The sequence below is a fragment of the Microbulbifer variabilis genome, assembly GCF_023716485.1.
Taxonomy (GTDB): Bacteria; Pseudomonadota; Gammaproteobacteria; order Pseudomonadales; family Cellvibrionaceae; genus Microbulbifer; species Microbulbifer variabilis_B.
Window position 1 is genome coordinate 677,092 of sequence record NZ_CP092418.1, and the last position, 26,234, is coordinate 703,325.

Consider the following 26,234-nt stretch of genomic DNA (forward strand, 5'->3'; position numbering starts at 1 on the left):
CGGTTACAGCTGACTGATGCGCCTGGGCGCGGTTAAATTTTTAGCTGGCTTTAGGTGCCGTATTTTGTTCAACGATGTCTCGTATCCAGGCCATGCCTTTAGTGGTAACTAGTGCGGTGATGTGCTGCACTTTTACCGGTCCTACGAGATATTCGCCTTCCTTTTGCTTTAAGAGTTTTTGCTCTAGGGCCCACTTTGTGGGTGAATTGCGCATGGGTTCACGGCTATACAAAAAGCCATTGTCACGGAGAAGTTTCAGCAGGTTATTCCTGCCCATTCCTAGCATTCGGGCGGCCTGGGTGACGGTATAGGGTTTTGTCTGGTTCACGCTGCCTCCTGATTTTCCTGTTGTGGGACTTGGCCCTGGGTAGCTTCTGAGAGTGCGGCGATTTGTTCGCGCATACTCTCAATTAGAATTTCTTGCAGCTTTACCTTGTTCAGTAGTTCTACGTACAGATCTAAGATTCGGCTGAACTCACTCATCAGGTGGCTCTGGCTTTTGCGGCGGCTTCGCCGGCTAGGCCGAAATAGGCTGCGCCGTCTTCATAATCGTCTGCTACAAATAGGCCGCTGCTTGCGCGGGCCTGTTTAAGCAGCACCATAAACATCCAGCCTTCTTCCTCAGTGAGGTGGTGTCCGTAAAGCGCATTAAATGCGTTTACGGTTTTGGCCATAGATCGCTCGCCGGTTTCGCTATCGCGCTGCTCGGCGCGGTCGCGCATGTGATGGACACCTTTTTCCAGAAAAGCGTGGGCTCTGTAATCCGGTGGGGAAAATTCTTTGTCGTTCACGCTGCTTCCTTCCTTTGTATTTCCAGGTGGTTCCATTCGCGGTAGAGGGCACTCAATTTTTTATCGCCGTCTGCAATTACGCTTTGCGGTGCTCTGCCGTGGTATCGCAGATTCATCACGTTGAGGGCGTGTTGGTAGTTGTCGCCATCCAGCAGTGAGAGGCTTGCAACGGGGACTGCGAAATCACTGCTATTCCAGGCTGAAAGCAAAACCTGTGCGGCTATTTCACTCGCGCCGGAGTATCCGTTGGCAACGCGGAGCAGGGTTTCCACGCTCTGGGTTGGGCTGAAAGTATTCATGCGGCATCACCTCCAAATGGGGGCCAGTTATTGTTTTGTGTTGGCCGTGCAAAAGTGGTTTTTGGTTGCACTAAACGGATGTGCGCTTTGTGGTCGGCGTTGACGATGTCGATGCGGCGTTTCAACTGATCGATATTGTTTTTGCTCATAGCCGTTGGATGTACAAACACGGTGGCGGTCATGCGATTCCCTCCCGGTTGTTGCGGATGCGTATGGTTCGAACTGTGGGGCGGCGCTGGAAGCGGGTGCGCAATTGGTCTTGTGCATCGGCACCGATGCCGCTGAGTACGCAGGTGAGCAGGGCGAATTGTATTAATCCGTGCTTTACCGCTTTGGCCACTGCGTCTGTGCTGTTGCGGGCGTGGAGTTTGTAAAAGCACTCGGCCAGCAGGTTGCTTACGTTTGTGACTGAGCACTGCATGGCCTGGGCTGTCTCGCGATTGGAGAGGCCGCGGGCGCGATGGGTTAGCGCTTCGGCCTGGCGAGGGGCCAGTGGTCTGAGGTGCTTGGCAGTGTTCATTTGAGTGCCCTGTCCTTGGTTGATAAGCAAAATATAGGGATACCAGTTTATAGAGTCAATAGGTATACCTATGTTTTGTGTGTTTGTTGAAGTTGAATTAGGTATTGATATGCTTGGGGCGCATTTATCCATGGAGGACAAAAATGAAAATGCTTGGGTATGGAGTGCTAGGAGTTTTACTGGCTGCTTGTCTTGGGGGGTGTGTTGGTATGGCCGATATGACCTCTAGAATGGGGGGATTAGGAGTAGTATCAGAAAAGGTTTCGACGTTTGATGGGGCTACTATCGTAGAGGTTTCCCCTCAGTTTGTTCATGATCCAAAGCATACTGGCTGGGGGTTCAATAGTTACAAGCTGGGTGCACGCTGGAACAGTAATTCGCCAGAATACGTGGCGTTGATAATGTCTTATAGTTCCAGTGCGGATAATGTGGGTTCTATTTACACAAGCCTGACCGGAATAGATGTGAACTTAAATGGGCAGAAGTATTCATTTGAGGCTGGCGGTGCTACAAGTCATGGAAATGATGGCTGGAATGATTTATCGAAAACTATTTATACAAATAGCCAGAACACTGTAGTGGTCCCGTTGGAGTTTCTACAGGAAATGACTGTCACTGAGGACTGTACGATTCGCATACATAGTAGTGATGGTTACGAAGATGCTTTGTTTTCCATGGAGAGAAGACCAGGTGGGCAGGGTCTAGCTCTGATGTCCATTCGAGAGTTTTTGTCTAAGGTGAAAAACAAAAGGCAGATATTAGCTGTAGGCGATACAGCTGGCAGTGGCGGCTAGTGAGTTGCTGGAAAGAGCACAAAAAAGCCCGCAATTGCGGGCTTTTTTATAGGCGTTATTCAGGGCTGAAAGAGCCAATGATTACTCCGCAGAATGTTACTTCTTTGTCGGTTACGTCCATTGGGGAGTAGGTTGGGTTGATGGGGCGTAAGTAGATATGGCCCATATCTTCCGCGTAAGTTTTAAATGTGGCCTCACCATTAAGCTTGGCGATTACGCGGCAGCCATTTACCAGCGGTTTATCTGGGTCTACAAAAATGATGGTGCCTTGTGGGTAGGACTTTTGACCAGGGTATGGGCTGGTCATGCTGTCGCCCTGTATGCGCAAGGCGTAGGTACGGTCTGAGTGTTTAACCGGGCAGGGCATCCAGTCTTCCGCATCGCCAGGCTCGAATAGATCAATTGTCTCGCAAAATTCTCCTGCCTGTACCCAGCTGATTAACGGCACGCGTCCTTGAATGCGTGGGCCTGGGCTTACATTGCTGTGATGAATGTTTGCTTCCTGCGTCGTTGCGTCGTAGTCCAATGAGCCTATAGGAAGATCCATGCCGGCTTCGATCTTTCTGGCAGTCCTGCTATTGATAGGGCGATTTTCTGTGAAAATGAAGTGAACATGGCTTTCTAGGCCAGGAAGTTTTTGTTTAAGCCCTTCCAGTCCGTACTTCTCCAGAAAAGGTTCTAAATTCTTGCGGCGAATCTCTTCTATCAAGGGGGGGCGCATTGTGCCCGTCCCAGAGGCTAACCAAACGGGATTTACGCCAAGGAATGTAGCTATCTGAGTGATATAGCGGGTGCCATAAGACCGCCCATTCTCCAGCTCAGAGTAAGAGGGCTGGGTAATGCCTACCGCTTCCGCAACTTGCTTTTGAGTCTTTCCAGCTCCTTTGCGGGCTTCTTTGAGTCTGTCCTTTAGGTCGGTCACTGATGATTTCCGGAGGGTTTTTGGTTGGGTTGTATGTTATAGGGCTCCCTATACCGTGAAAAACTGGAATACCAGTTGACGGTAGTATAGGTATACCGATACTCTGCGGATATGAACAAATCAGACGGGGTCGAAGAGGCCATCAAAAAGCTGATTGAACATTTCGGGGGGCAGCAAGCTGCTGCCAGAGCCCTAAAGGTCAGTCAGCCCACTATCAGTAACTTACTACGTGGAATACATGGTGCGTCAGCCACGCTGGCTCTGCGTGCGGAGCGGGTTGGAGGTGGCCTTGTTCGGGCTGAGGATCTTTGCCCGAAGTTGGCTGAGCTTTTTGAAGTTGCTGATCAGCAAGGAATTCCAGAATTTCGGGAGGCAAGTTAAGCCCATCCGGGTTTGTCGGTGAAGCCAGAATAACGATCATTTTCAAATCCCCCATTTTATTGTCCTGCCATTCTGCGGTGAATGAGGGTTGGGATTAATTCATTGCGGTATATGGGGATTTGTACAGGGTTATCTCAAATAACCACAGGAAGGGCCGGTGAGGGACGCCAACCCGGCCCGCTTTGATGACGGCGGGAAAGACCGCTGACAGCCGGGAAAGACCGGCATTCAATATCTAATCATTGATTTTTGCCAATTCAGGTGGATTTGCTGGAGGGTTAGTTGTGTCTGAAGAAAGGGCTTTTGAGGGGGTTTGGATTTCGGCCAGTTTATGGCTGGATAAATCCTTAACGATGCAAGAAAAGGTGATGTTGGTAGAGATCAAGAGTTTATCCGCTGACCGGGCGAGGGGCTGTTACAAATCTAACAAGGCTTTTGCTGAATTCTTTGGGGTTTCTACATCGAGAGTTTCGCAAATCCTCACCTCGCTAGAGGAGAAGGGGTATATCTATCTTCGCCATAAGCGAGAGGGAAAGCGGGTTGTTGAGCGCAACATTTTCCTGTCTGAAGCTTACTCTAAAAACCAGCCTGACCTATTTAGAAAACCTAAAGGGGGGTATTTAGAAAACCTAAACGACCCCTTTAGGAATCCTAAAGAGGGGTATTTAGGTTTCCTAAAAGAGAGGAATACATTACTGAGTAATACAGTAGAGAATAATACTATTGGAACAAATCCGGATTTTTCGGAAGTTGATCCGATTGAATCTGAATTTGACCAGCTGTGGAAATCCTACCCAAAACGCGCTGGCGGTAATCCAAGGGGTGAGGCCCTGAAGGCGTATCGCAAGCAACGCAAACAGCACCAGCCTGAAGAATTTCAATTAGGGCTGGATCGCTATCGCTCCTTCTGCGAGCAAACCGGAAAGATCGGGACTGAATACGTTATGCAGGCCAAGCGGTTCTTTGGCCGAGGAAAACATTGGCAGGAGGAATTCAAGCCTCCAGTGAGTCACCAACAGGGAGTGGGCAATGAAAACCGTAACTCAGGCGCTGGCAACCGGTTCCAGCAGCAACAGCAGCAGATCAACACGGCCTTCGCTAGAGCCACGGCACGAGAGGCTGCTGTTGGCACTGTGGAAACGCATGGCGCAGCTGTATGGCCACAAGTGGACTTCCCAGCGCGCGTTGTATGACTCGGAGCAGGGGGAGCGCAATGGGGTTTACGGTGAGGATTTTATGCTGTGGGCGCGAAAGACACATGGCTTGTCTGACAAGGATTGGGCGAGGGGGATGGAAAACATCGAGCACCGCAATATCGAAGCTGCGCGGCGTGGGGAGTCTAGCTGGCCGCCGAACTATGCGGAGTTTCTGGGGCTTTGTCAGCCGTCCCCAGGCAGTGCGGCGCACAACAGGTTTAAACCTCTGGCGCTACCTGACGATGGCGCTCAGGAGCGGGCCCGACGCTGCGGGGAGAGCGAACTGGCAAAAATGCGGGGATTATTCCAGTGAGTTCAGAGGGCGCAGAGGAAGAGGTTTTGGAGGGGGAATATATCCCTTGCGAGGAGTCCACCAGTGGGCCAACTACCTGGGCCGAGATGCTGGAAGATTTTAACTGGTAATTACAAATCATCATGGAGCGTGAAGTATGACCGTTGTAACTCTGACAGAAGCCCAAGAGCGAATTATGACTACCGTTGCGAGTAGACCCTTAGCGGTATTTCGCACGGATAACCCGCGCCAAGTGGATCTGGTGTTTGCTCATACGGTGGTGACTCAAAATAAAATCCGAGAGGTGCATGAGGATTATTTGGGGACTTTCCACCGGGATAATTTGCATGTGGCGAGGAAGGTTTTTAGGGAAAATGCCGAAAGTTTACGGGCGGCAGCGTGATTGGGATTGGTTGGTGAGTTAGTTGGTCGAGAAGAGGGTATTCGTAATGTCAGAATTAGGTATTCGTGAACTCCTGTGGGAATGGGCTAGGGCATATCCTGAGAGGGCGGGGGATTCTGTGTCTTGGCCTCGTATGGCGGCATTTCACAAGGGTATGGTTTGTGAGGGGCAAGGGATATCCGCATTAATTGATTGGAATAGGGCTGACAGAATGGATGCGGTGGTGCTGGCCTATTTGAATACAATTACTCGGCGCCGGGACAAGGAGAAGGCGGAATTGGAGGGGCTGGTTTTTTGGTTGAGATATTATTACCGGTGGGAAATGCCTGACGTGTGTAAAAAGCTCGGTCAAAGCAAAAGCTGGGTAATAAACATGTGTCGAGTTATTGAAGGGACCGTTGAGGCATTTTATTTGGCGCGTGATGCTGCATAACTGGTTTTTAATTCAGTAGCTGGCTGTTGACAGTGTACACGTGTACACCCTAATATCTGCAACGCTGCCGAGTTTTGTGATTCGGCGAACAGAATACCTTCCTAAACCGGCCCCTTGAGCCGGTTTTTTTGTGCCCGAAATCCGGGAGCTAATACCTCATGTTTGAATTAACGCGATTCGCCTATGGGCTTGATGCCACATTGGGGCGGCTGAGAGTGCGCGACTTTGTGTTTTATACGGTAGAGCGCCCGTGGTTGGGGAATCGTCCGTTCGAGAGCTGTATTCCTGAAGGGGTTTATTCCTGTAATCCCTATAACTCACCAAGGTTCCCCAATGTGTGGGAGCTAAAGGAAGTCCCTGGCCGTACAAAAATATTAATCCACACCGCTAATTATTCGGCGGATGTGCAGGGCTGTATTGGTATTGGTTCTAACCTGGCTCCCGGTGGTTGGTGGGTAACGCAATCCCGTAAGGCAATGCAGCAGTTGCGAGAGCTGCTGCCGCCTGAATTTGATCTGACAATTTCGCACTTTGTGCCGGAGTATCCGTGATGGGTATTTGGTCTGGAGTTAAGGGTTTATTTGCTGGCCCAGAGTCTGCGGGCAAGGTGCTGGATGCCACTGTAAATACTGTGGATGCAGTGTGGTTTACCAATGAGGAAAAATCCCGTTGGTATCTCAAATACCTGGAAGCCACGCAGCCGCAGAACCGGGCACGACGATTAATTGCCTTTCTGGTGACATTGGTTTGGGCGCTGCTGGTTTTATTTATTGCGGCGGCCATGGCTTTCAAAGCGCCTTTTGTAGCAGATCTTAAGGGCCTGCTAGTTGATGTGGTTGTGCAGCCTTACAGCATCATCATCGGCTTCTATTTCGTGAAGTCGTGGGTGAGTGAGGTCAAGCGGTGAACACTGTAGCTCAAGAGGCAGCGAGGGAAGCCATGGTTCAGAAGATCGCCAGTGCAACCACTACGGTTGCTGCGGGTACAGCGGTAGTCGGTGGATATGCAGCGCAAGAGCTGTTGGCGGTGGGTGGTTTCTTGATTGCTTTGAGTGGGTTCATTGTGAATTGGTATTACAACCATAAGCGCTTGAAGCTGCAGGAAAGGCAGCAGGACGGGGACGATGGACGTTAGTGTAAAGCTGGATACTTCAAAGTTTGATCGAGCATCTGCTGAATTAAAAAAGCAATTACCTTATGCCAGTTCGGTTGCCTTAAATAACGTGGCCTTTCGAATCCGGGGAGAAGAGCGCTCAGTGATGGGGCGGGTATTTACAAACCCGGCAAAGTTAACGCTGAACTCTGTATTGGTAAAGAAAGCCACGAAGCGTTCTGGCATTGCCAAAGTCTTTATACGTGATCAGGTTTCCAACGGAACTGCACCGAGTAAATATCTGGCCCCGTCGGTCATGGATGTTAACCGGAACGACAAGCGCTTTGAGCGCGCCCTTCGACATATGGGTGTCCTACCTGCTGGTATGTATGTGGTACATGGCGAGGCGGCGAGATTAAACAAGCATGGGAATATCTCGGTCGGAACCTATAAAAAAATCCTGGCTGAATTACGGGGCAACTCTGGTGCTGCTGGCAATACGCAGGGTAAGAAGGGTAAATATTTCGTTGGCAAAGTGAATGGTGTCTTAGGAGTTTGGAAGAGGGCAGGCGGCAAACGCCGGCCAACGGTTAAGCCCATCCTGATTTTCCTCAAAGGCAAGCCAGACTACCGCAAGCGTTTCCCATTTATCCGAATTGCCGAAGGCATAGCGCGGCGTCACCTGCCGATTGAACTGGATAAGGCCATGGACCATGCGATTGCGACCGCAAAGAGACGTTGAACGGGTCCTCCTGAGAGGGCCAACACACGGGTGATTCGGACCGTGTTTTTTTAACAGATATCTGAAATTTTCTAGGGGGTTATACCTTGGCTGACAACCTATCACTTGATGATCAGGCCACTCAGTCTGGTTTTGCTCGCCTGGTTGGTGCTACTCAACCTGCTATTGCCAAACACTATAAGGCAGAGATTTTTACCGTAGGCGCCTGTTACAAAGTTTGGCTTCATGAATACTGCGAGCGACTGCGAACCGAGGCCGCAGGCCGCCAGGCGAATGAGGCCCGAAACCGTCGCGATATGGCGCAGGCGGTTGAATCTGAGGCGAATGCCCAATTAAAAATGCGCGAGCTGTACAAGCAGGATCAATTAATTCTGGATATTGAGTCTGTACGCAAAGCGATGGTGGAGTGGTCCACCATTGGCAAGAATGAATTTATAGGAGCGGTAGAGAGCATCATTATTGCTATCGAAAGTCAGTATGCCATTACCGTCAACAGAGAACCCCTACAGCCAAACATTGACGCTGCCCTCAGAACTATTGGCGGTTACGAGATTGAATTTACAGAGGCTGGTGAAGGAGGTACGCAAGACCTGGATACCGCAGCCTAAAATTCCGCTGATTGAGTGGTTGCCAGAAAATATTAAGTTGCCATCCGAAGATAGCGATAACGCGGGCTATTACCGGGTAGATTTTGTGCCCTATTTTTGGGGCGTAATGCACGCACTCGATAGCCAAGTCTCCTGGATGGTTGTAATGCAAAAAGCGGCGCAGATTGGCTGGACGGTATTGCTAGCGGCAGATATCTGTAAGGTGGCGGTGACTGATCCCGCGCGGGTATTGATGCTCTTTCCGAAGGATTCAAAAGGCCAGAACTTCATGGACGAAAAGTTCGTGAAGATTGTTGAGGGCTCGCCGAATGTAGCGCGTGTGATTGATGTCTCTACCAGTCGTAAGCTGGGCAACAGATCTACCAGAAAAGTATTCCCTGGTGGGGAAGTGCGTACTGTCGGTTCAAATTCTGTCTCTAATGTTAAATCCACCACTGCCAAGCGTGGCTATGTGGAGGAGCCGGACGATACCAATAAAGACGTCGGTGATCAGGGCGATTCCATTCGCCATCTGCGTGAACGTCTAAAACGGATGCGCAATAAGAAATTGATTATTGGCGGCACGCCGGCGGTTGCTGATCTTTCCCAAGTGGAGCACTACACCAAGCTCGGCACCATGCGCGTGCTACCGGTTACCTGTCACGACTGTGGTGAGTCCCATGTACTGGACTGGGAAAACGTTAGTTGGTTGGAGAAAGAGGGCGGCACACCGCACCCGGTATTCGGCCTGAATCAGCCAGAAACCGCCGTTTATACCTGTCCTAAATGTGGTAGTGCCTGGGATGACTACCGCCGCCAGGCCAATATTCTGCAGACCTGTAAAACCGCGTGGGAAAATGGCGATGATTTTGCCGGCTGGGTGAAAACTCAATGCGGCGAAGACTTTGCAGAAGATGAAATCGAACCGATAGAAACCTTTATGGAGCTATCAGAGCTTTATGTGTGTATCCCTGGTACTGGCTTGGCGGAGGTCGTCAGGGATTTCTTGGAAGCCGAACACGAAGCCAAAAGCGGCGATGAATCTGCGCGCATCGTATTCCAAAACAACAAGTTAGGCAGGCCCTATAAATATGCGGCCAACCGGTTGCTGGATCATGAAAAACTGCAAGAAACTGCCGAGGATTATCCAGAACTATTTTGTCCGGCTGGTGGGTTGCTGGTTACTGTCGGTATTGATGTTCAACATGACCGCCTCGCCATCACCATCCGCGCCTTTGGCCGCAATGAAGAAAGCTGGCAAATGCACTGGGGCGAAATCGATGGCGACACGGTAGATAAGCGCGATAGCTGCTGGGATGCCTTGGACAAGTTAGTTTTCCAAGGCTTCAAGCATGAGCGCTTTGGTGAGATTTACGCATCTGCAGTCAGTATCGATTCCTCTGATGGTACTACCAGCGGCGCGGTGTATGAATGGGTAAGAACTAGAGAAAAAAAATATCGCCGCGTCCTGGTGATGGCAATTAAGGGCGATAGTAGAGACTTTGGCAGCAAAGAAATATTTTCACATCCAAGGAAAGCTGAGGTTAGTAAGCCAACGCGCACTACTAAAGCAGATCGCCATCAAGTGAAGTTGTACATGGTGGGCACCCACAAGGCTAAGGATCTTATTGCTAGGCGATTGTTAGGCACCAGCGCCTATATGCATAGCAGCAAGCATGTGCGTCAGGATTACTGGGAGCAGGTCACCGCCGAAGTAAAAGCTCCAAGCAAAAAATATTCAGGAAGGGAAGTTTGGCAGAAAAGACCTGGAAAGAGTAATGAAGGGCTAGATACCGAGGTCTATGCCCTACACGCGGCCTATGCCATGGAAGTGCAAAAAAAGACTGAGAAAAAATGGTCAATTCTTGAGGCACGTCTAGGCCAGCGCACGTTGTTTAGTGAACCCGACCAACCCCCAGCATCCAAGCAATCTACTAGAAAACCACCCCGGCCAGCACAGCCTGTTGGCTCCTTACTGGATAGTTAAATGTCTAAAACTGCACAAGAGATGGTCGACCTCTATATCGATGCCGAGATAGACGTGCTCGCCGGTAAAACCACGGTGATCAATGGCCGGCAATTTACTGCGGAGAACCTGCAGGAAATCCGCGCAGGCCGTCAGGAGTGGGAGCGCCGCGCATATCAAGAAAAACTGAAGGCTGCAGGTAAACGCTGCGGGCCCGCTTACGCGAATTTCTACTAATGAACAAACTAGATTCTGTTATCGGGTTTTTTGCCCCCGAGGCTGCCTTGCGCCGTGTGCAGGCTCGCCGGGCATTAGAAGTGGTTGCAGCCTACGAGGCTACGCGGCCCAGTCGTACAAGAAAAAACCCCGGTGATAACCGCAGCGGGGATCTAGTGGTAGAGGGGGATCTGGAGGCCCTAAGAGGTCAAGCCAGGCACCTTGAACAAAACCATGATTTTGCCTGTGGCATTCTCACCACCCTGGTAAACAACATCGTCGGCCCACGCGGTATCGATGTGGAATTCCAACCAAAAACCTGGGATGGCGATATCCATGACGGCCTAGCCAGCCAAATGAATGACGCCCATAAAGAATGGGCGCGGCGCCCGGAATGTACCCGGCAGTTCAGCTGGGGAAAATCTCAACGGCTTTTATGTAATACCTGGCTGAGGGACGGGGAAACCTTACTTAGGCACCTGCAGGGCACAGTACCTGGCTTAAAGCACCGCACCAATGTGCCTTACACCATAGAGTGTCTGGAGCCGGATTTCTTGCCGGTCAGTTACAGCGACCCCAGTAAGCGTATTGTTCAGGGCATACAAAAGTCTGCCTGGGGCGAGCCCGCTGGGTTTTGGTTGTACGACGAGCACCCTGGTGCCTCTTTGAACTGGCGTATGAAGCGCAGGTTCCATAGTGCCAAAAATATTGAGCACCTTAAGTTTGTACGCAGGCTACATCAAACCCGAGGGGTTTCCATCTTTGCTGCGGTAATGAATCGCCTTAACGATATTAAAGACTATGAAGAAAACGAGCGCGTCGCCGCTAAGATCGCCTCGGCTATGGTTGGATTTATTCAAAAAGGTGGCCCTGAAGATTACAAGCCAGATGACAGAGACGATGAAGGAAATCGCACCTTGGCTATCCGCGCTGGTGCTATCTATGACGATCTACGGCCTGGGGAATCTGTCGGCACCATTCAAAGTAATCGCCCCAGTGGTTTACTAACCCCATTTTTGGAAACCATGCACCGCATGGCCGCCGCCGGCACCATGGCCAGTTTTAGCAGTATCAGTAAAAACTACAACGGCACCTACAGCGCACAGCGCCAGGAGCTGGTAGAGCAATGGGTTAATTACGAAACCCTAAGCCTTGAATTCTGCGAAGAAGTTGTGGAGCCGGTCACCCGGCGCTGGGTGCAAATGGGCTTACTGGCAGACGCCTTTCAGGTGCCCGCTGATGTGGACCCATCCACGCTGATGCACGTCGATTTTATCACCCCGGTGATGCCCTGGATTAACCCAGCCCACGAAGCCAGCGCCGATGAAACCCTGCTGGAAAACGTGCTGGTCAGCCCGCAGCAGACCATCCGTCGTCGTGGCAAAAAGCCAGACGATGTGATCAAGCAGACTGCAGCCTGGCAGCAGAAGTTAAAAGCCAGCGGCATTACCACCCCAACCAAACGCGCTGCGGTCCCCGCAGAAAATACTGAGTCCGACTCCGACTCTAAATAGGAAACTGCTATGCCCAAAAATTCTTGGTACAGCATTACCGCTGCCGCAAATAACACTGAAGCCGATATCTATCTGTACGATTACATCGGTTATTGGGGCGTAACTGCAAAAGACTTTGCCCGCGATCTTAAAGCGCTTGGCGATGTCAGCAAGATCAATCTACACATTAACTGTCCCGGTGGTGATGTGTTCGACGGCACCGCTATTTACAACCTGCTCAAAGACCACAAAGCCGAAGTGGAAACCTGGATTGAAGGTATCGCAGCCAGTATGGGCAGTGTGATCGCCTTAGCCGGGGATACCGTTCACATCGCTGAGAATGCCTATTACATGGTGCACAACCCCAGCGCCGGTGTGCGAGGCGATGAGCGCGCCCTGGAAAAAACCAAGAGCCTGCTGGCAAAAGTCAAAACCACCATGATTGGTTTGTATTCCTCACGTACCGGGATGTCCGATGAGGAAGTCAGCCAAGTCATGGATGACGAGACTTGGTATACCGGCGCAGAAGCCGTGGAAGCGGGTTTTGCCACCGACACCACCGCAGCAATGGAAATGGCTGCCAGCTTCAGCGCTGATCACTTAAACCAATTCAAAAATACCCCTCAAGCCATTAGTGCATTGGTTATGCAGGGGCCTGCTGAATTTAGATTCCCGTCTGCGGTTGCAGACAACTCACCCCAAACCAAGGAGGCGCAAGCCATGACTACAACCACCTCCACCACGCCAGCTGCAACCGCTGCGACCGAGGTTACCCCAGAAATGAAAGCGCAGATTGCCGCCGATGCCAGAGCACAATTCGCAGCGGATGAGCAAAAGCGTAAAGACGATATCAAAGCGGTTTTTAAAGGCTTCGAAGCACACAGTGTTGTTATGCAGGAATGTCTCAATGATATGGACTGCACCGCTGAAAAGGCTAAGGATAAACTGCTCACAGCCCTGGGTAACCAAACCCCAACCCCAGTGCAAAGCTACAGCGTAGTGGTGCAGGAAGGTGAGGGCATTAAGCGCATCAAGGCAGACGCTGAGAATGCCATTGCCATGCGTGCCTTTGGTGAGAAACGCACCGAAGGCAATAGTATGGCCGGCTATACCATGCTGGAAATTGCCCGTATGTTGATGCACGCCCACGGAAAGAATTTATCGGGCCTGGACAAAATGGGCGTGGTTGCCGCAGCGTTTACCCATAGCTCTGGTGACTTCGCTACCGTCCTCGGCAATATTGCTAATAAATCGATGCTGAAGGGGTACTCTGAAGCGGCAGAGGTGTTCCCGCAGTTTACCGCCACTGGAAACTTAAGCGATTTCAAGATAGCCACTCGCACGGATCTTGGTACCTTCCCCTCACTACGCCAAGTGGCACCTGGGGCAGAATTTAAATATGTGAGTATTGGCGAGCGCGCCGAGACTGCCGCTCTGGCTACTTACGGGGAACTCTTCTCCATCACTCGCCAGGCGATTATCAATGACGACCTGGGGGCCTTCACCCGAATCCCACAAAAGATGGGTCTCGCTGCTATCAGAACAGTGGGGGACCTGGTGTTCAGTATCCTGATCAATAATCCACAAATGGCCGATGGCAAAGCCCTGTTCCATGCCGACCATGGCAACCTCGCCACTAAGTCTGGTATCAACACCGCCAGCATCGACGCCGCACGAGTATTGATGGGCAAACAAAAGGACGGCACCGCCTTCCTGAATATCCGCCCCAAATTCCTGCTGTGTGATATCGCCGATGAGGGTGCCGCAAAGGTTGCCCTGGAGTCAGAGTTTGAAGTAGGTGCTTCTGAGAAATCCAACACTGTACCCAACAGCGTGCGCAATATTGCCAGCGTGATCTCCGATGGCCGCCTCAGCGGTCATAACGGTTGGTACCTCAATGCCGACCCGGTAGCGCATGACACTATCGAAGTGCTCTATCTGGATGGCCAGCAAGCCCCAGTACTGGAACAGCAAAACGGCTGGAATATCGATGGGGTGGAATTCAAAGTCCGCCTCGATGCCGCTGCGAAAGCCTGGGATGCAAAAGGCATGGTGAAAACGCCCAAGAATTAATACGCAGCTCAAACCGAACCAAACCTTAAAGAATCCGAAAAGGGCCGCACATCGCGGCCTTTTTGCTTTCAGTAATTTACTCAATTGAGAGAAAGAGAATGGCTACTAATTTTGTGCAAGACGGGCGCATGCTGGATTTCACCAACAACACAAGCTCGGTAATTACCTCTGGCCAGGTGCTAGCAGTAGGCGCAGTACTGGGTGTGGCGATGGATGATATCGCCGTGGGTGAGTCCGGTGTGATTGGTATTGATGGTGTATTCACTGTGCCCAAGGTATCCGCCGCAGAGATTGGCCAGGGGGAAACCCTCACCTGGGATATCTCTGCAGCAGCCTTTGACGATAGCGCCGCAACAGCCGCAACCGGTGATATTACCGGCCCCACCGCCTTTGCCGCAGAGGCAGCCGGTAATGGCGTTACCAGCCTAGCGGTCAAGTTTACCGGCGTACCGGGCACGGTGAAGGCCTAGGTGATCCATGGATCTGGACCAAAGAGCCGCAGAGCGCGCGTTTCGCAAATGGGGCAAAGCCGCTACCTATGACAATGGTAGCGGTGCTGGGCCTATAGATTGCAAGGTGATCTTTGAGCAGGAGGTTGACGAGTTCGAGGAAGAGGAACGGCTGCGGGTAGCGCGTATTGAGTTGAGTTTGTTGGTCAGTGAAGTGGGTACTTACAGCTCAGGGGCGGTGGTTACGCTGGGTGGTGTGGCTTATACGGTACGTAAGCGGCTGGCGGATGATGGGGTGGTTTGGCGGGTGTTGGTGGATGGGTAGCCCCAGCGGGTAGTTCAGCACAGGATTTATGATTACCGTAATCTATTGAGTTAGTAGAAAATGATGGCGTGTTGGCGTAAATTTGTATCAGAAATAGTAGTCAAGATAATAGTGGTCATGATGACCACTATATAAATGTTATGCATCAGGAGAAATCATGAACCCCGAAGTTTCTGATTGGATTGCGTTAACTGCATTGGTTACATCCTTTGTAGCTTACTTAGAGGCTAAGAAAGCTAATAAAACCGGTGAGGCTGTCAATGCCTTGCAAAAGGTAATTGAAGCCTCTGAAAAAACTCAGACCTATCTTCTTTACAGAGCAGAAGGCGGTGAGCGCCAACGAGAAAAAGAGTGGGACTTGGCCGAACGCTGGTCGCACGCTTCTTTTTTAATCTCACGAGTAAATATAGACTTATCTGTTCGCTTAACGGCTAAGAGTAAATTCTGGCGTAATCCTGATACTTGGGAAACTGACCTGAGAGCAAGTAAAGATATATCCCTTGAGTCGGTAACTCAGCATGCCAAACGACTCTTAGAGTCATATGCATAACTATACGTTTAAACATGCACGCTAGGTGTGCTGGACTCAGCACTGCGTACTTCGCCGTTTAGCGCGGCGTTAAAAGTCATAAGGAGATATCGTGCAAGAAGTTTATGAAAGGGTATTTGTGACAAATGATATGTCATGCATACGAGGTAACGGAGATGTTGCTGTAGTTCACGCTTGTAAGAGTCCTTGCCATCAAGGACGAGTTGGGTATCGCGGTAAACTTCCAAGTGATCATCCAAACTATCTTGTACTTGAAGATGAATATGACTTGTTCTTAAACATAATTGATCCTCCCGTGCCTTTGTTTAAGCCCCCTTTGTTCTCGCACTTCATGGATTATGCAATTAAGCATTGGAGTGCTGGACGTAAATTGATCATTCATTGCAACCAAGGCGAGTCAAGAGCACCTTCGTTGGCAATGCTATTTTTGGCGAAAGGCGCTTCTGTAATTGATAACACTTCGTTTGACAGTGCAAGGTTAATGTTTGAAGAGTTATACCCAAGGTATAATCCAGGCAAAGGTATAGAAACATATTTTTCTAAAAATTGGTCCGTTCTGGGCAGTGACTTTTAACAAGGCGATAAATTTCGTTACGCCCTTACAGGGTTTCATCGGACATGCTACGCTGCGCTTCACATGCCGATTGTCACGGTGTTATAAGCCAGAAGGAATCAAAAAATGACTGTAAAAATTACTAGAAAAGGGAATGGTCTTAACGATCTATTAAAGAAGGTTAAAGAAAACTCAGGACAGCACCAAGTTAGCTTTTCTGAAATGTTCAACCCTCAATTTATATCTGCGAATTCTGAGTTTTCTGACATAGATTCTTTATTTCAGGCAGGCGGCTTTAAGGTTGAGTCTAAAGAAGACTTTGAGGCCATACCGGATCAAGAGTGGGAAGAATTCATCGTTGCTAATACCTCTTTCAAATCTTGGGTAGATATGCATCAGGCAGCGGAGTCGGCTTACATGAAAAAGAAACTGGGCTTATAACAAGTTGCTCAATTTCGTTTTGAGGTGCCTTAAAGTGATATACTTATAAAGATGAAAATTTTATAGGTCATAATAGCCAAAGACCGTAAAGTCCGATTAAGGGCGTTCGTTACTTTTAGCTTTATTTGTAGAGGCTAGATACAAAAGGATAGGAAGCTGTGAGAATTGATATTGAATATTTAAAGGAACTACTGGGTATTATTCTGGACCATGATAAGCCAGATTTTAATATCGGCCTCGACAAGATAAATCCCCTGTGGAACGATGATGATAAGTTGAATAAGCTTGTTTTTCATCTGGAGATCCTCAACGATCAGGGGCTAATAAAAAGCACAAACGGAAGTAGTAGTCTTGGGTTTAGAAGAGCCTCTGATGGCAGTGTTATGGTCGGTGTTATTCCTCTCAGATTGACAGCCGACGGTCATCAATTTGCTTCTGATTTATCAAAGCCTGGTGTTCTGGAGAAGCTTAAGACATCGTTTCAAGACTCGGGGCCGACAGAAACTGTCAAATTGGTTTTTGCCCTTGGGAAAAAAGCTATAGATAGAAAACTTGCTGAATTGTCGGAGTAGGTAAGATGGAGCAATGATGTGAGCTAAAGCACCTTGGGGATTTAAAAATGTCTATTTAATAAGGCTCTACTCATAATATGTTTTCAAACCCGCACCAGCGGGTTTTTTTATGCCTAAAACTCCTGGAGCACACCCCAATGACCCAACGCATCACTATCCGCGATGCCGTTTTAAACAAGCTGCAAACCCTATCCGGCTACACATTTCCACCACCTGGCACTACAGAAGAAATTGACTCAAGAAAGCTACCAGCCATTGTGGTGGGCTTTGCAACTGAAAACATCGAGCACGAAATGTATGGAGGTTCAGATCGGCAGCTGGATTTAACTGTTGCCGCCGTAGTGAAGAGTCGCGGTGATGTGTATGCCGCTCTGGATCAGGCGGCCGAAGATATTGAGCTCGCACTGCAGGAATCTGCTTTAGACAAAACCTGTGACTTATTTCTGCTTATTCAGACGCAATTTGCACTCGACGAAGATCACCCTTTAGGCGAGGTCCGATTGACCTATAGGGCCCAGTATTCCACTGAACCCTCAGCCCTTTAACCCAACAACTCAATAAGGTCTTAACTATGGCACAAGGTTACAAAACAAAATTTTCCCGCAGTGATGATGGCAGCTCCTATACGCCAGTAGCTGGGATGCTGGATATTGATCCTGGTGAGGAGTCACGCGGTTCTGTTGAAATGACACCGATTGATGGCACCAGTGGCTATATGGACTACGACCCATCAGGGCTACGTGATGCCGGCGAGGTTTCCATTACTTTGATCTGGAAAGAGACAGATAGCGGCCAGCAGGCACTGCGGGCAGATTACGACTCCGATACCAATAAGTATTACCAGATTGAATATCCTGAAGGTACCAAGGTGGAATTCACCGGCCATATTATCGGCTGGGGTAAGGCCGTACCCAAGGATGACAAGATCACCCGCACCGTGAAGTTCAAAATCTCTGGTAAACCCACAGTAACCGCAGGCAGCTAGCAATGAATTTAGTTCCTACCCCTATTTTAGAATCCGAAACCGTTGTATTTGGTCAACAGGAAGTAGAGTTATTTGAGCTGAGTGCCTACCACCGCTGTGAATATCTGCAGAAGACTACCGAAGATATTCCACTGCCGCAGGATGAAGAGTTGCCGGAAACTGAGCTGGAAAACTTTGGCCAGCTTTGGGCGTTTCGTGCAGGGGAGGTGAGCAAAAAATTGCTGCTGGTAGCCTATGCCATCTGGATGAAGCCAGATTGCCAGGCATCACTGGAACAGATCCATCAGGGCTTAATCCGCAGCGTTACCCCTAAGTTGATTGACCAGCTCTATATCCCTGCTGCAAAGCTATCCGGGCTTTTTGTCGATGTTCAAACTGAGAAAGCGGATAGTGAAACAGAAAGCGAGGAAGCCGAAAAAAAAGGCTAGTGCCGGGTTTTCACTTTGCCCGGCAGCTCGCACGGGATTTTAACCGTCCCGACTATTTCAATATGTTGCGCTCCATGAGTTCTACCGAGTTCGACCACTGGTATGAATATCACTCTGAACGCCCTCTAAACACCGAAGTCCAGCAGTGGCAGCTAGCCCACATTGCCGCCGGCACCTTGGGGGGCAAAGTCTCTAACTTCCTACCTCAGCCGCACAAGCCCAAAACCGTGCAGCAGCAAATCGCAATCTGGAATTCCATGAGCTGAGCAATGGCAAAACAAACTTCCATGGCCACCATGGTGGCGAACCTGGAGCTGCGCTCCACTCAATACAAACGTGAGATGGCCCAAGCGGCCGCGCGCAATAAACAACTCACCCGTGAAATAAAATCCACCAGTGCCGCTGGGGATGTATTCGGCCGCTCTATGCGTGGTGCCGCCCAAGGGGTCGCCGCTATCGATGGCCCTTTGGGCGGTGTTTCTGGTCGAGTCGGTGCGCTTAATGGCCTGTTGACCAGCGGTGCCAGTAGCTGGGCATTATTTGGGGCAGGGGTCGCTGGGGTTACCGCTGTTTTCTATCAGAGCATTCGCGCTGGTGAGGAGATGGAGCGGCAGCAACTCAAGATTGAGGCCCTGCTTAAAGCGACCGGCAGTGCTAGCGGCCGCACTGCACAGCAGTTAGATGATCAGGCTCGATCGGTTGCCCGCGCTACCCTGGCCAGTGTCACCGGCATTCGTGAAGCCCAAGGTGTGCTCATAACCTTTAAGGGCGTGCAGGGGCCTGTCTTCGATGACGCTATCCGGCTGAGTCAGGATTTATCGGCCGTTATGGGTGGCGATGCCAAGAGTGCCGCTTTGCAACTCGGTAAGGCATTAGAGGAGCCATCCACTGGATTGACCGCCCTGAAGCGCGCCGGGGTCAGTTTTACCGAGCAAGAAAAAGAGCAGATTAAAACCCTGGAGCAGTCAGGCCGTGTGGCAGAAGCCCAACGCATGATTTTGCTTAAGCTGGAGCAGCAGGTCGGCGGCGCCGGTGCGGCTGAAGCTGGAGGTCTTACCGGTGCTACTGATTCTTTAGGACAGGCCTGGCAGGAGTTTTTGGAAGGCCTCAGTGAAACCAGCGGCTCGACCAGTATTGCCACGGCAGGTATTCAGAAGCTCACCGGAGTAGTGGATACCCTGCGCCGAGGTCTTGCCCCCACTGAGGAAGAAGAGCAGCGCAATCAATTTGCCAAGCTTCATAGTCAGTTAGTGTCGCACCAGCACTTGATGGCCAAGGCGGAAAAAGAAGGCGTTCAAGTTCAGTTCGAAATTCACAAATATAAAGCCGAGAAGATACTCGCACAGCTCGACGAACTGCAGAATGCACAAATAGCCGCACAGAAAAAGCGGCAGGAGGAAGAGCGGATAGCCGAGGAGGCTGCCGCTGCGGCCAGGGAGCAGGCAGAGCGCGATCGTATCGCCCAACAGCGTGCCATGGCGGAAGAGGCCGGTGGTGCTCAGTTAATCCAGCTGGATCAATTCCTGGCTGACCAACAAGGAAAAATCCAACTCGACCACGAACAGAGGCTACAGCAAATCGCCGCGCTTCAGGTTGCCGAGGAGGAACTGACAAAGCGGGGATTCGAATCCATTGAAGCGCTGCGGGCGGAATATTCTGAGCGCGAGAAGGCCCGCTATCAAATGGCGCTGGCAGAAGAGCAGTCACGGTCAGCCAATGATGGCGGGGAAGGCAGTCAAGTCGGGGCTGACGGCCTAACCGATGCGGAGCGCCAGCGAATCACTGCACGTTTGGAAACGCTCCAGCTTTCCTGGCTCACCGAGATGGAGCAACTGCAGGTTCAGCAAGATGAGGAAATGGCCCTGCTGGATCAGGCCTACGCCAAGAAGCTCATCAATCATGATGACTATGAGCGCAAGCTTACTCTGCTGGAAGGTAAGCACGCTAAGCAGAGGGAAAAGCTCGAACAGGTTAGCAGCAAGAACCGTTGGAAGGCGTTCGGCGGTGCGATGGATATGATGCTGGGTATCTCGAATACCGGCAGTAAAAAACTTTTCAAGATTCAGAAAGCGCTCAGTCTGGCCAAAGCTGCCGCAACCCTCCCGAGTGCAATTATCGAGTCTTATAACAACAGTGGGGGGTATCCCTGGGGTATTCCTGCAGCGGTCGCAATGGCTGCAGCTGGCGCGGCTCAAATTGCTCAAATCAAGAGTGCTTCCTTTGATGGTGGCGCTAGCGCTTCCAGTGTGAGTACTGGCGGTGCGGTAGCGAGCACACCATCAGAGAGTTTTGCCGCTTCTAATGATGACGGTTTTGTAGAGGGCGATTCACAACAGCCTGGCACGGTTGTGAACCTGACGATACAAGGCGATTTAATCGGAGATAACGCACAAACCATTGCCGATAAATTAACAACCATGTTTGCGGAGCAGGATTTGGTAGCAATCCCCGAGGATAGTCGCCAAGCACAAATACTCAGGGGATAGAAAATGCTAATTCAATACACACCTACACGGTTATTAGTGGGTGATGGCAGTGATTATCAGATTGAATCAAAACTGAAGCGTTATGACTGTAACGATCGTCCCGAGGGTAAAGAACACACATCGCTCAGCGGTAAAACAGAATACACAATCTACCGTCTCGAAGAGGAATATTCTTGTCAGACAGTACCGCTAAGCCTCACCCATACAGAGTTAGCGCGTTGGCGAGAGTTTAAAAGAAGCTGTGCTTTCGGTGAATTTTTCATCTTCGATGCTTACGGCACTGCAGACACTCCTGATTTCCCCCAAATCGTTCAACTGAAATATAAATCCTTCAAAGAAAAGCGCGAGAAAGACGGCCGCTTTATTTTTTCTTTTACTACCGTTCAAGTCATCGCTTAACTATGCGCAACAACTCAGAAACTTTTGACCTGTACAATCAGGCTGCACAGCGTGAGCTGCGCCTGGTGATTGAGATCGGTTTTGACCTGCCGCTTTATATCACCAGCCACAACGATATTCCCAGTCTTCCTGCCAATGCCGTGCTTGGTGCACTGAAAAAATGCAGTGCCACCAGCCAGAGAATAATTCCCGAGCAGGGCCGCGCAGAGATTGGGGCTATTTCCTTTGAGGTGGTGGATATCAATGGTCTGCTGTCTTATGTGCTGCGCGATGAGCTGGAACAGGGAAACGGTATCAAAGGGCGCTCGGTGCGTTTATACCAAGGCTTTGCCGGGCTCGACTGGGCGGATTTCCGCCTGGAGCAAACCCAGATTGCCGAGGAATCTATTGCCTACGCCGAGGGTGTTTACCGAGTGCGCTGCCGGGATATTCAGCGAGAGATGCGCCGCGATATTTTTGTGCCCAATAGCACGCGCCTGGCTGCCAATTTCTCCAAGACAGCCAGCACCCTGTGGGTATTCGATACCAGTTCCTTTGAACCTAATCCTCATACCGCGGCTTATGGTGATGCTCCTAACCAATCGGTCTACTACCTGAAGATTAAATATCAGGACGGCTTCGAGATTGTGCGAGCCACCGGCAAAACAGGGAATAGTTTCACCGGCTGTACGCGTGGATTGTTCGGCACCTTTGCCCGCGACCATGCGTTGCCAGAAGACAGCGGCGATGAGAGTGGCGTTGAGATAGAGGAGTTTGTTTATTTGGAGGGACCGGGCCCCCAGCTTGCCTATGCACTGCTGACCGGGAAGATTCTCGGCACCAATAACGTACTGCCCTCTAATTGGCACTTGGGCATAGATCCCGCCTTTGTGGTACAGGACGAGTTCGAAAATATCGGGGCAGATTGGTACAAGCCCAGTGACCACCGCAAGGGCAAGATCCTGCGCTTTGATGGCCTGGAAAAAACCGATGGCAAAAAGTTTATCGAGACCGAAATCAATTTATTGCTCGGTGCCTTTATGCCAGTCAATGCCGCCGGCCAGCTGGGCTTTCGCCGTATGGCTGGAGTGCTGGCTGAATCCGGCACAGTGGCAACCATCAGCCCTGATGATGTCAGTAGCCTGGGGGAATTGAAATACAACTTAGCCGGGGTGCATAACGCCTTCTCAGTGCAGTGGAGTTGGTTTGAGCAGCCGGGATTCGACGGCAAGTTCCTGCGTTCGAATAATCTAATTGATGCGGACTCTATTTCCACCCATGGCGAGGCCAAGCCGCTCGCTCTGAAATTTCGGGGGCTGCACAATTCCCGGCATACCTATACCACCCTTAAAAATACCTTTGATGCCCTGCGCGATCGGTTCGCCGGGCCTCCCCTTACTCTGCGCCTGGGGTTACTACCCAGCAAGAACGATTTGGAAGTTGGGGACATAGTACGGGTTAGCCTGCCGCAATTGCGCGACCACTCGCAAAATGTGTCGGGTGGTATTTTAGATCGCGCCATGGAAGTGCAGCGCATCAATGTCGATCAGGTCAGCGGAGCGGTGTCCGTTGATTTGTTTGGCAGCTACCAGCCTGCTTCAGCGGTGCCTGACCAGCCTAGCGGCAGCACTTCTACAGGAGAGCTACCCGACAGCTGGTATAGCGCAGAGGGCACAGAGATGACCGCCGCCGGCCTCGCTATCGATGCCAGTGGCTTCCTCACCGCTAACGGCACTCTATACGGTGCGGATAACAGCCGCACGGTATTTTATTACCTGGGAGACTTAGCCATTCCCGCAGGCCGCACACTGTTTGTCAGCGACAATGTTGAATTACATGTGCGCGGTGTTCTGCAAATAGACGGTACTTTGCGCGGTGTCCCCAGTAATGGGGGGCGTGGTTTTCTGGGCTCTTGTCGCGGTGGTGGTGGGCGCGTATCTGGAATTGGCGCCACCAACCGCACTATGTACAACCGTATTCGCGGCCAAATTGTGGTCGGTCGCAATTCCGTCATGCCACCGCTCAATATTGAGAATAATGGCGGAGAGCTGCAAGGTATCCCCGAGGATATGCGCGGTACCGGCGGCGCCCGTGGGGGAAATAGTTATTACTACCTGCGCGGCGATCAGAGCTATGAAAATAGCGGCTACGGTGGTTCTGGCGGCCAGGGTGGGGCGAGTCTGGTTATCGTCGCACGGGGTATCGCCCTAGGTGTGAGTGGAACTATTAACACCTCTGGGGGCAATGGCAGTGGCGGCAGCCTGGGAACTGGTATCCAGAAGATTCCCGGCGGTAGTGGTGGCGGTGGTGCGCCTGGCGGTATTGTTTTATTAGTGGACGGTACCCAAAACCCCATGCCGGTACTGACCAATAGCCGCATAGTGGCCTGTTATGGCAGTAGCCCGAGCAGTCCCGGTACTGCCGGCCAGGGGGGCACCTGCTTGGGTACAGCAGCCGCGCGCGTATTATTTGTGCCCAAATCCCGCACACCCTATCCAGATCCAGAAGATCCCGCGCTAGACCCCGATTTACAGGCTGCGCTAGAGGCTGCAGAGGAAGCCAAGGCTGATGCACAAAAGGCCCTTGAAGATCTTGGCAATATTTCTGCAGACGGTGTGCTGCACATCAATGAAAAACTGCAGCTGATCCGCGAATACAGCCAGCTAATAAACGATCAAGTGAAGCTGGATGCGCTGGCCAGTAATTTCGGCACTGCGCTCGATCCCAAACGGGCGGCGTTTACGAATGCTTTGACCGCGCTGACAAGCTATCTGCAAGGGTTAATTCCAGCCTGGGATAACCGACAAGAAAATACTCCGGTAAGCCGCACCCTATTTGATAGCAATTGGACCTACGCCTACGACCAAAAAACAGCACTGCATAATGCCGTAGTGGAGGCGACCCGCAGCAAAGCCTTTGACGCTACCCGCAATATCATTGGCTTTGACGAGGCCAGCGGACAATTCACCGATAACGGTATCTTGATCGGCAATATGCAAAGCGTACGCAAGGCACAGTTGCGCGCTCAGCAGGCTTCGGGCTCGGTGTTTTTTGAGGCGTTTACCGATACCACGGCTGCCGATGATTGGGTGGTCTATGCCGGCTCTGACTCAGGATACCTTTACGAAGTGAGGCCGGATACCGACAAGGATGTGGCGGGCGGAAATGTGTTGCGCGTCGGCCAGGATGACAAGGCCTCCAATGCTTGGCTTGAGTATAGGGAAAGGTTTCCTTTCGACCCGGACAAGCTGTACCGGATTAAATTTCGGGTGTGGGTGGGCTCTGGGGGCGATGCAGACCGGTCGCTGTATCTGGGTATTAATTGCTTTGATAAAGATGGCAAGAGGGTCAATGCTAGCGGCAGTGAGACCCATTCGGGCTCCCATTATATCGCTGCGCCTGGTGTAAAGGCGTCTGGTGCGGGCTGGAAAGAATACACCGCATATTTTCAGGGCCGAACGACGGGTAATGCTAGTTACCAATCTACCGTGGGGCACAACACCATAGCCCAGCCGGCTCAGCTGCAGGCGACCGTCAGACAGTTTACGCCGGTGATTATTGCTAACTACGACGCGACCAAGAAAGGGGTGACCCAGATTGATTATGTGCGCATCGATACGGTTGAACCAACTGGCAACGGCCTTTATTTAAAGATCAATAGCAATTCGAGCCTGGGCGATAATGCCAGCCCGGGGGAAGCGCGGTTGTGTGGCTTTGATGCAAATGGCAACCCCGATGGCACTCTGCCGGGCTGGTTTTACTGGGGTGGCAAGCGGATAAAAATTCCACCGGTGGAATTAAATCCAAGTCTTGGAGGCCTGTTTTATATCGTCACCGAGACGGATGGAGTTTGGATTTCAGCGGGTTCGGCCTTGTCGGTATCCATTGAGCGCGGAGCCTATAGATACCACTATTACGATGGCGCTAGCTCAACAACCAAACGCGGCTATTTCTCATCAATAGAGAACAAGCTGATTATCGGAGAGATTTTCCTTTCTGGATCGGAAGTCGTTAAAAGCGGTGGTATTTACCAAAATCCGCGGCCATTGGGTGGGTTCTCTGCCTATCTCAGCGGACTTAATGAAAAAGGCGCTATCAATGAACAGCGTAGCCTTCCGCATATCCAGTCCGGTATCTCTTCCATCACGAGCGGGGGCGCGCCGCTTACCGCGAGAGATGACGGCTCTACTGCGAAAATCACGGTTGCCTCGCATACCGTGCAGTATGGATTTGGGGCGGTCTCCTATAACAGCGGCAGCATTACCGGCCTGTCATTTTCCAGAAAATATTATGTGTATTGCGATGATGAAAACTACGCAGGCGGCGCGGTAACTTACAAAGCCACCACAAGTTTTACCGTCCTGGCTGCAAATACCCACCGACGCTATGTAGGGACAATCACGACCCCGGCGAATGGTGGTGGCGGGACCATACCGACAGATCCCTGGTGCGTAGACTATGACACTTTGCTGCCGGATGGCCGCTATGTGCGAGACCTACAGCCTGGGGATTTGGTGGAATGCATCGATGTCGGCACCGGTGAGCGCGGCGTATTCCCGCTGCGCGCAATGGGTTCCGGTGAGGAAGTGTGTTACAGCCTGCGCACCCCTGAAGGTGCGGAAATCTGGCAATCGGAATCCACACCCATGGACCTGCCGGACGGCTCAATCGTGCGCACCCCGCACATGCTAGGCAAGCCGGTGTATGTGCTGTGCCATGGCGCTTCTCAATTATCGACGGTTACAGAAATCCGCAAACTGGGCCCGCGGCGCGTGCTAAAGCCTGATTTTGGCGATCGTATGTTTTTCGCCGGGCGCCAGGCAGAGCTAACCATGGCAACCCACAACGCAAGACAAAAACCATAGGA

35 protein-coding genes are annotated in these 26,234 nt (G+C 51.1%); 28 read left to right on the forward strand and 7 right to left on the reverse strand.

Going from position 1 to position 26,234, the window contains the following annotated elements:
- Positions 1 to 40: 40 nt before the first annotated feature.
- From MJO52_RS03035 to MJO52_RS03060, 6 genes are read right to left on the reverse strand one after another with little or no spacing between them, the layout of a single operon-like run.
- Positions 41 to 328, reverse strand: a complete 288-nt coding sequence (locus tag MJO52_RS03035; protein ID WP_252084486.1) for a phage antirepressor KilAC domain-containing protein — start codon at positions 326 to 328, stop codon at positions 41 to 43.
- The gene (locus MJO52_RS03040) at positions 325 to 483 is read right to left on the reverse strand and encodes a hypothetical protein (RefSeq protein WP_252084487.1); all 159 of its coding nucleotides are present in this window, start codon (positions 481 to 483) and stop codon (positions 325 to 327) included. Before MJO52_RS03040 ends, MJO52_RS03035 begins: the two co-directional genes overlap by 4 nt.
- On the reverse strand, positions 483 to 791 hold the full coding sequence (locus MJO52_RS03045) for a DUF6378 domain-containing protein (RefSeq protein WP_252084488.1): 309 nt from the start codon (positions 789 to 791) through the stop codon (positions 483 to 485). Before MJO52_RS03045 ends, MJO52_RS03040 begins: the two co-directional genes overlap by 1 nt.
- Positions 788 to 1,090, reverse strand: a complete 303-nt coding sequence (locus MJO52_RS03050; RefSeq protein ID WP_252084489.1) for a DUF7673 family protein — start codon at positions 1,088 to 1,090, stop codon at positions 788 to 790. The genes MJO52_RS03045 and MJO52_RS03050 overlap by 4 nt, the downstream gene beginning before the upstream one ends.
- Positions 1,087 to 1,272, reverse strand: a complete 186-nt coding sequence (locus tag MJO52_RS03055; protein ID WP_252084490.1) for a hypothetical protein — start codon at positions 1,270 to 1,272, stop codon at positions 1,087 to 1,089. Before MJO52_RS03055 ends, MJO52_RS03050 begins: the two co-directional genes overlap by 4 nt.
- Positions 1,269 to 1,610: a response regulator transcription factor gene (locus MJO52_RS03060; protein WP_252084491.1), complete on the reverse strand. Its 342-nt coding sequence runs from the start codon at positions 1,608 to 1,610 to the stop codon at positions 1,269 to 1,271. Before MJO52_RS03060 ends, MJO52_RS03055 begins: the two co-directional genes overlap by 4 nt.
- A 143-nt stretch (positions 1,611 to 1,753) precedes the next feature.
- On the opposite strand from MJO52_RS03060, the gene MJO52_RS03065 reads away from it, so the two are divergent.
- On the forward strand, positions 1,754 to 2,404 hold the full coding sequence (locus MJO52_RS03065) for a hypothetical protein (protein WP_252084492.1): 651 nt from the start codon (positions 1,754 to 1,756) through the stop codon (positions 2,402 to 2,404).
- A 55-nt stretch (positions 2,405 to 2,459) separates the two neighbouring features.
- Here MJO52_RS03065 and MJO52_RS03070 read toward each other — a convergent pair whose 3' ends face one another.
- Positions 2,460 to 3,326 (reverse strand): helix-turn-helix domain-containing protein, encoded by an 867-nt coding sequence (locus MJO52_RS03070; protein WP_252084493.1) that lies wholly within the window; start codon positions 3,324 to 3,326, stop codon positions 2,460 to 2,462.
- Positions 3,327 to 3,437: 111 nt separating this feature from the next.
- On the opposite strand from MJO52_RS03070, the gene MJO52_RS03075 reads away from it, so the two are divergent.
- From MJO52_RS03075 to MJO52_RS03205, 27 genes are all read left to right on the forward strand, one after another.
- Complete coding sequence (locus MJO52_RS03075; RefSeq protein WP_252084494.1) at positions 3,438 to 3,707, forward strand: transcriptional regulator; 270 nt, start codon at positions 3,438 to 3,440, stop codon at positions 3,705 to 3,707.
- A 284-nt stretch (positions 3,708 to 3,991) separates the two neighbouring features.
- The gene (locus MJO52_RS03080) at positions 3,992 to 4,900 is read left to right on the forward strand and encodes a helix-turn-helix domain-containing protein (protein ID WP_252084495.1); all 909 of its coding nucleotides are present in this window, start codon (positions 3,992 to 3,994) and stop codon (positions 4,898 to 4,900) included.
- On the forward strand, positions 4,851 to 5,216 hold the full coding sequence (locus tag MJO52_RS03085; RefSeq protein WP_252084496.1) for a hypothetical protein: 366 nt from the start codon (positions 4,851 to 4,853) through the stop codon (positions 5,214 to 5,216). Before MJO52_RS03080 ends, MJO52_RS03085 begins: the two co-directional genes overlap by 50 nt.
- Positions 5,217 to 5,352: 136 nt before the next feature.
- Positions 5,353 to 5,598, forward strand: coding sequence for a hypothetical protein (locus MJO52_RS03090; protein ID WP_252084497.1), 246 nt, complete (start codon positions 5,353 to 5,355; stop codon positions 5,596 to 5,598).
- A 46-nt stretch (positions 5,599 to 5,644) separates the two neighbouring features.
- On the forward strand, positions 5,645 to 6,031 hold the full coding sequence (locus tag MJO52_RS03095; protein ID WP_252084498.1) for a hypothetical protein: 387 nt from the start codon (positions 5,645 to 5,647) through the stop codon (positions 6,029 to 6,031).
- 158 nt (positions 6,032 to 6,189) lie between these two features.
- Positions 6,190 to 6,582 (forward strand): DUF5675 family protein, encoded by a 393-nt coding sequence (locus MJO52_RS03100; protein ID WP_252084499.1) that lies wholly within the window; start codon positions 6,190 to 6,192, stop codon positions 6,580 to 6,582.
- Positions 6,582 to 6,938: a hypothetical protein gene (locus MJO52_RS03105; RefSeq protein WP_252084500.1), complete on the forward strand. Its 357-nt coding sequence runs from the start codon at positions 6,582 to 6,584 to the stop codon at positions 6,936 to 6,938. Before MJO52_RS03100 ends, MJO52_RS03105 begins: the two co-directional genes overlap by 1 nt.
- Positions 6,935 to 7,165, forward strand: a complete 231-nt coding sequence (locus MJO52_RS03110) for a holin (protein WP_252084501.1) — start codon at positions 6,935 to 6,937, stop codon at positions 7,163 to 7,165. Before MJO52_RS03105 ends, MJO52_RS03110 begins: the two co-directional genes overlap by 4 nt.
- Positions 7,155 to 7,865 carry a hypothetical protein gene (locus MJO52_RS03115; RefSeq protein ID WP_252084502.1) on the forward strand — a complete coding sequence of 237 codons (711 nt, stop codon included), beginning with the start codon at positions 7,155 to 7,157 and terminating at the stop codon, positions 7,863 to 7,865. Before MJO52_RS03110 ends, MJO52_RS03115 begins: the two co-directional genes overlap by 11 nt.
- Positions 7,866 to 7,951: 86 nt before the next feature.
- Positions 7,952 to 8,473, forward strand: a complete 522-nt coding sequence (locus tag MJO52_RS03120; protein WP_252084503.1) for a hypothetical protein — start codon at positions 7,952 to 7,954, stop codon at positions 8,471 to 8,473.
- Positions 8,436 to 10,439 (forward strand): terminase gpA endonuclease subunit, encoded by a 2,004-nt coding sequence (locus MJO52_RS03125; RefSeq protein WP_252084504.1) that lies wholly within the window; start codon positions 8,436 to 8,438, stop codon positions 10,437 to 10,439. Before MJO52_RS03120 ends, MJO52_RS03125 begins: the two co-directional genes overlap by 38 nt.
- On the forward strand, positions 10,440 to 10,655 hold the full coding sequence (locus MJO52_RS03130; RefSeq protein WP_252084505.1) for a primosomal replication protein PriB/PriC domain protein: 216 nt from the start codon (positions 10,440 to 10,442) through the stop codon (positions 10,653 to 10,655).
- Positions 10,655 to 12,148 (forward strand): phage portal protein, encoded by a 1,494-nt coding sequence (locus MJO52_RS03135; protein ID WP_252084506.1) that lies wholly within the window; start codon positions 10,655 to 10,657, stop codon positions 12,146 to 12,148. The genes MJO52_RS03130 and MJO52_RS03135 overlap by 1 nt, the downstream gene beginning before the upstream one ends.
- A gap of 9 nt (positions 12,149 to 12,157) precedes the next feature.
- On the forward strand, positions 12,158 to 14,200 hold the full coding sequence (locus MJO52_RS03140; protein WP_252084507.1) for a ClpP-like prohead protease/major capsid protein fusion protein: 2,043 nt from the start codon (positions 12,158 to 12,160) through the stop codon (positions 14,198 to 14,200).
- Between the two features lie 98 nt (positions 14,201 to 14,298).
- Complete coding sequence (locus MJO52_RS03145) at positions 14,299 to 14,670, forward strand: DUF2190 family protein (protein WP_252084508.1); 372 nt, start codon at positions 14,299 to 14,301, stop codon at positions 14,668 to 14,670.
- A 7-nt stretch (positions 14,671 to 14,677) separates the two neighbouring features.
- Positions 14,678 to 14,974 (forward strand): head-tail joining protein, encoded by a 297-nt coding sequence (locus MJO52_RS03150; protein WP_252084509.1) that lies wholly within the window; start codon positions 14,678 to 14,680, stop codon positions 14,972 to 14,974.
- A gap of 157 nt (positions 14,975 to 15,131) precedes the next feature.
- Positions 15,132 to 15,524, forward strand: coding sequence for a hypothetical protein (locus tag MJO52_RS03155; RefSeq protein WP_252084510.1), 393 nt, complete (start codon positions 15,132 to 15,134; stop codon positions 15,522 to 15,524).
- A 91-nt stretch (positions 15,525 to 15,615) separates the two neighbouring features.
- Positions 15,616 to 16,098, forward strand: coding sequence for a hypothetical protein (locus tag MJO52_RS03160; protein WP_252084511.1), 483 nt, complete (start codon positions 15,616 to 15,618; stop codon positions 16,096 to 16,098).
- A 105-nt stretch (positions 16,099 to 16,203) separates the two neighbouring features.
- Positions 16,204 to 16,518 carry a hypothetical protein gene (locus tag MJO52_RS03165; RefSeq protein WP_252084512.1) on the forward strand — a complete coding sequence of 105 codons (315 nt, stop codon included), beginning with the start codon at positions 16,204 to 16,206 and terminating at the stop codon, positions 16,516 to 16,518.
- Positions 16,519 to 16,676: 158 nt separating this feature from the next.
- A complete protein-coding gene (locus tag MJO52_RS03170) occupies positions 16,677 to 17,090 on the forward strand; it encodes a DUF2513 domain-containing protein (RefSeq protein ID WP_252084513.1) in 414 nt (137 codons plus the stop codon).
- A gap of 137 nt (positions 17,091 to 17,227) precedes the next feature.
- Positions 17,228 to 17,635 carry a hypothetical protein gene (locus MJO52_RS03175; protein ID WP_252084514.1) on the forward strand — a complete coding sequence of 136 codons (408 nt, stop codon included), beginning with the start codon at positions 17,228 to 17,230 and terminating at the stop codon, positions 17,633 to 17,635.
- A 26-nt stretch (positions 17,636 to 17,661) separates the two neighbouring features.
- A complete protein-coding gene (locus MJO52_RS03180) occupies positions 17,662 to 18,075 on the forward strand; it encodes a phage tail tube protein (RefSeq protein WP_252084515.1) in 414 nt (137 codons plus the stop codon).
- Positions 18,076 to 18,077: 2 nt separating this feature from the next.
- Complete coding sequence (locus tag MJO52_RS03185) at positions 18,078 to 18,503, forward strand: phage minor tail protein G (protein ID WP_252084516.1); 426 nt, start codon at positions 18,078 to 18,080, stop codon at positions 18,501 to 18,503.
- On the forward strand, positions 18,503 to 18,769 hold the full coding sequence (locus tag MJO52_RS03190) for a phage tail assembly protein T (RefSeq protein WP_252084517.1): 267 nt from the start codon (positions 18,503 to 18,505) through the stop codon (positions 18,767 to 18,769). The genes MJO52_RS03185 and MJO52_RS03190 overlap by 1 nt, the downstream gene beginning before the upstream one ends.
- A 3-nt stretch (positions 18,770 to 18,772) precedes the next feature.
- Complete coding sequence (locus MJO52_RS03195; protein ID WP_252084518.1) at positions 18,773 to 20,989, forward strand: phage tail length tape measure family protein; 2,217 nt, start codon at positions 18,773 to 18,775, stop codon at positions 20,987 to 20,989.
- A gap of 3 nt (positions 20,990 to 20,992) precedes the next feature.
- The gene (locus tag MJO52_RS03200; RefSeq protein ID WP_252084519.1) at positions 20,993 to 21,388 is read left to right on the forward strand and encodes a hypothetical protein; all 396 of its coding nucleotides are present in this window, start codon (positions 20,993 to 20,995) and stop codon (positions 21,386 to 21,388) included.
- Between the two features lie 2 nt (positions 21,389 to 21,390).
- On the forward strand, positions 21,391 to 26,232 hold the full coding sequence (locus tag MJO52_RS03205) for a hypothetical protein (protein ID WP_252084520.1): 4,842 nt from the start codon (positions 21,391 to 21,393) through the stop codon (positions 26,230 to 26,232).
- The last annotated feature ends 2 nt before the right edge of the window (positions 26,233 to 26,234 follow it).